Here is a 4558-nt window from a genome sequence, read left to right as displayed (position 1 = left end):
ATTCCGTTGGCATCGTGCTCGTTGCCGTCGGCTTGCCAGTTGATGATGGCGTCGTTGTGCGTGAGGCCGGTGCTGCCGAGTAGCGAGTGGCCGGTGCTGGCGTCGATCAGCGCGACTTCGAAGGCGTCGTCGGGGCCGTTGGCCTGGTCACCGAGGGTGGGGTTGGCGACGGTGAAGGACAGCACACGGTCGTTCTGGCCGAGGACGAAGGCTTGGTTGACGCGGGTCTGGCTGCTGGCGGTCTCGGTGAGGGTGGCGGCGCCGTTCTCGAAGCTGACTTCGCCGGTGGTCGACCAATTAGCGCCATCGGTGAATTGGGGGTTCTCAAGTTTGGGGTTGGCGAGGCTGTTGTATTGCGGGACGCTGTCGACACCCGGGGTATCGGCAAAGTCGACGACACGGCGCAGGCGGGAATGGCGTGGGGCGCCGGTGACTCGGGTGAAGGGCAGCGGTACGCCGGGGTCGGTCGGGGCGTAGGGTTCGCTCGGGCTGTCAGGGGTGATGAAGACTCCGGCGAGTTGCATGAGCATGAGTTGTTCGTCGACGGTCAGGGTGTGGCGAACGCCGGGCTGCAAGGTCGTCGCCATGAAGTCGTGGGCGTCGGTGCTGTGATCAAGGCCGAGGGCATGGCCGTATTCGTGCAGGAGGACGGTGAGGAGGTCCATCTTGCCTTCGGCGTCACAGCCTGGTTTGGCGATCCATTCGTTCGCATTGCTGGTGGGGAGGAATTCGGCGTTGTCGGTGGGGGTGGGGTCGATGAACCAGCCGTGGCCGGCGGCGGTGGTGTCGAGGGTGATTTGGGCTGAAGAGCCGGTGCCGGTGGTTTGAGCGAGGGCGTTGTCGGCGAGCGGTGCATAACTGAACTGAACACCGTTATCCGAGTCACCAATCGGAAGATGGAACATGGTTGTGGAAGGCCCGGAATTCAAGCCCTCCGTAGTTGAGCCAGAAGCTATTTTCCAGAACACGCGATGTCCCGGGCAAAGACCTTCTGAACCGCCCAAACTCGAAATTGCGATTTGAACCCGATAGCGAATTTCCAGCTTGACGCCATTTTTTTCTACTTCGATGACAAACGTATCGTAGCCATCGTCGAGGGTCGTCGTGTAGGTATATAGCTCCGCCAAAGGCACGTTTTTACTTGCCTCAAGCAGTGTCAACTTACCATGCTTGGGCGGCTGCACGATGCGCGTGACTGCGTCATCTCCAAAGTAATTGGCACGCCGTTCATAGCGGTACATATACATGTCGGCATTCCCTTCTGGAGTAAGAGGAATCTCTTTCTCTTGCCCCTCTGGTCCGGTCACAGCGCGACAGACACCCAGGATGCGTTCGCGCAAGGCCGGCTCGACCGTCTGCTGCGCATTGGCATTAGCCGCCAGATAAATCGCTGGCGGGTTTAAAGCGGGGTCTAGCGGCGGTTCGGCGTACCACATATCAAGGTCTCCTTCAGCAATGCCCAGTTCACTCTGGGCGTAGGTCAGCAAGTCATCGACTGCAAGCGGATTGGGAGCAGCGTGGTACGCGTCGCTAACGCCGACGCTTGGCGCCAATAAATGTTGCGTGCCCAAAGGTACCGGCGTGCGGACGTTGAGCGGCAAAGCGAATTGCCTTTGCCCACCCTCTTGTGCTCGGGTGCTGATGCCAACCCGCGCCAAAGTCGCGCGCATGCTCTCGTAGGGATTGCCCCCAGCAGCGGCTGCTGGAACAATAAAACGAAAATAACGCTCCCAGCGTTCATCTGAACCCGCCCGCCCCACCCCCCGTGAGACCCTATCAAACGGGACGCGGTCAGTATCCGGCACAGGCGTCGTAAAATTCAGCAGGTCGGCGTTATCGCTCATGGCTTGCCGGCTTTGCCAGTAACGTCCCGCCGTCAGCGCCGCCAAGGCGTGACCGTTGGGCGTGTTCTCAGAAATCAAATCCGGGTTGGCCATCAAGGTTTGCGCTACGGTCATGGCGTCGACAGGAGTCACCAGTTCCGGATGCGCCGTTTGCACGTAATTGGCAAATGCTTGATAGCTGGCGCGATGGGTTAGATGGAAGAAGCCGCGTCCCACCCAGTTGTACGGTTGTTGGTTGAGCGGAACGCCGACGCTGCTCTCGCGTCCGTTACCCGCCAACCCGGAGCCCACATCTTCCGAGTACACGCGGTTCATAAACAAGCGCGCCAGTTCCTCGGTCCAAACGCCTCGACCAATGACCAAGCCCTCTACGTCAGCCAAATTACGACCCACCAGATCGTTAAGGCCCAGATCGTTAGCTACAAAGTCTTGCAGGTTTCTATACCTTGCCTGCCTTTGTGCCTCGCGTCGCTGCTGTGGATTCGCATTGACAGGATATTGTGGCTGATGGGGATTACGTAAGCGGCTTTGTGCCGTGTTGCGCGCGTTGTAGGTGAAAGCAGAAATAAAGTTGTTAAGGATGATGCCTACCTGATAAGGCCCGGTATCTTCTTTCATTTTTGTCAGGCCGTTGGTTTCATGTCCCGCTTGCGCCAAGAACGCGGCAATGCGCTGGGGCGTATTGATGTTGTACTCTGTCATCGTCGCTTGCAGCGGCCTGACCCAATCAAGGTAATCGCTCACTGCAGCGGGTCGGTTCATAAACCGGGCCAATGATTCGGCCGTCATGGCGCTGCCCAAGGGCGCAGCGGTGCCGCCCAGCATTACGCTTTTCGCATTTATCACCCCCCCAGCCTGCGACCCATCACCGAACAAGGCACGGCGAATGATATCGGCATCCGGGTTGCTGAACGTGAGGTTGCCCCAATAGCCATTCGGGTTGGCGGCATCGCTGCCTTGCGTCGCCGCATACACCGTCAGAAAGTCCAGCAGCGCCTGGTTTTGCTGGTTGGGCTGAGCGGCAGCATTCGTAGCAGGGTTGAGCAAGCGTCCCGCCAAGGTGCGCGCATTCAGGTAGTCCCATTGCTGGTTACGATACGCATCGGGGTGGATGATGTCTGCGGCCGGGGCATCTGGCACCAGGCCGAGAACGATATCCTTGCCATTGACGCGATCCTGATTCTGCTGCGAAACATACGCGGTATTGATCCCCAGGTTCAATTGAACGCCCAATGCGCCGGTACCTTTGAACCAAAGCGGAGTCGTTCTTTCTTGTGCTTTGGCAGCCTGCGCACTGGCCAGCATCACGTCATACACCCAGCTGGTACCCGATTGGGCTGCCTGGGTTCTGTCGGTCTTGTCGTCCCAGCCCGCAAGGGCAGTCCGCTCGCCTTTCGCATCAACAAATTTATACGTCATCCAGTGCGGCGCGTTGTAGGCGTTGAGCCAGTTGACGGTTGTGGTGCGTTGCTTATCGTCGGCAGCCCCTTCAATTTTCCCGTCCATGCCATTGATGTCGGTGGCGCTGGTGAATCCTGCGGCCGTTAGCGCGTTGGCTTGCGCCGCGGCAATCGCCAACTCTTTTGCGCGATTGATCGACGCCGTGCGCGCGGCGCTCGTCGCATCGGTCGGCGGGGTAAGCAGCTTGAAACTGCCGGCAACCTCTTCGAGCTTGGCCGTGTCTTTTGTCGCACTAACGCTGGCGCGATATTGAATTTCCACCCTTGCCGTTCCCGATGATTCCTGCCCGGTTCCGATTGCTGAGGTGTAGCGCACGATCTTCTCAAAAAGCTTGAGGGCCTTGGCCTCGTCGTCGCTGAACTTACCGTCTTCGACGATTTCTTTGAGTGTGCCGCTGGTGCTGTCGGCATAGCCAAGATATTTCAGGCGCTGCTCAACCCGATACACATCGAGCACGTCATTAGTGGCACTGCCCGCTTGCACTGCCCCCTTGAGCGTGAACGCTGAATACCCCGGATTCTCCAGCGGTCGATCGCCGAAGAAGACATTGGCGCTATTGGCAAAGTCCTTGGCGGTGATATCGACCTGACCAAACACTTCGCCATCTTTCGGATTAGACGTGTCCGTACACCCAAAAAAGAAATCGGCCCACCGCCCTTTCAATACACCACCGGCGCGCAATGTCGCTTCGTCCGCATCGGTAATCCGCGGTACGAAGAAGAGAACTCCCGAGTCCTTGAACGCCGCATCAACCGTGCTCTTGACCTCCTTGCGCGACACCGGCGTCAGCGTCGACCCCGCGCCGCTCGTCACCAGTTTCAACGCTGGCTGATTACTGCCGTCCACGTCAGCAAGAGCATCCAGGTCTTGACGTAGCAGTCTGAAGTCGCGCAGGGCATGCATTTTCGCCCGGACCAGGCTGGCCTTGGTTTGGTCACCGGAGCGGACCAATTCCAATTGAGCCATCGACCATTCCGATTCTTCAACGGAGAGTTTCTTCTCCTTGACCAGCAGTTGCTTGGCGGCGATCTCCTTGAGGTCAACACCGATCACGTCACCCATGTTTCCCGTCACCGAGCCCGTGATGAAGTCCGGATCAAAGAAGGTCCCCACCGGCGCACTCGTCGGCGTCGGGATCAGTTGCTCGGCGAGCTCGGGGAGCTTGATGTGTTTGCGCAGGCGGTCCTGCTCGGGCTGGCCGATTGCGGCAGCGATCAGTTCCTTGACGCTCCAGGCGTGGCTCTGGTGCGGCT

Annotated in this window: 1 protein-coding gene; it reads right to left on the bottom strand. The window is 58.9% G+C overall.

The window, feature by feature from the left end:
• Positions 1-4558: matrixin family metalloprotease (locus Q1J43_RS01685; protein ID WP_301100571.1), on the bottom strand; the 4558-nt coding region annotated here is incomplete at both ends.

The organism is Propionivibrio sp. (genome assembly GCF_029255185.1).
Taxonomy (GTDB): Bacteria; Pseudomonadota; Gammaproteobacteria; order Burkholderiales; family Rhodocyclaceae; genus Propionivibrio.
Note: the sequence above shows the minus strand (reverse complement) of the source record. Positions and strands in the feature narration are given on the sequence as shown.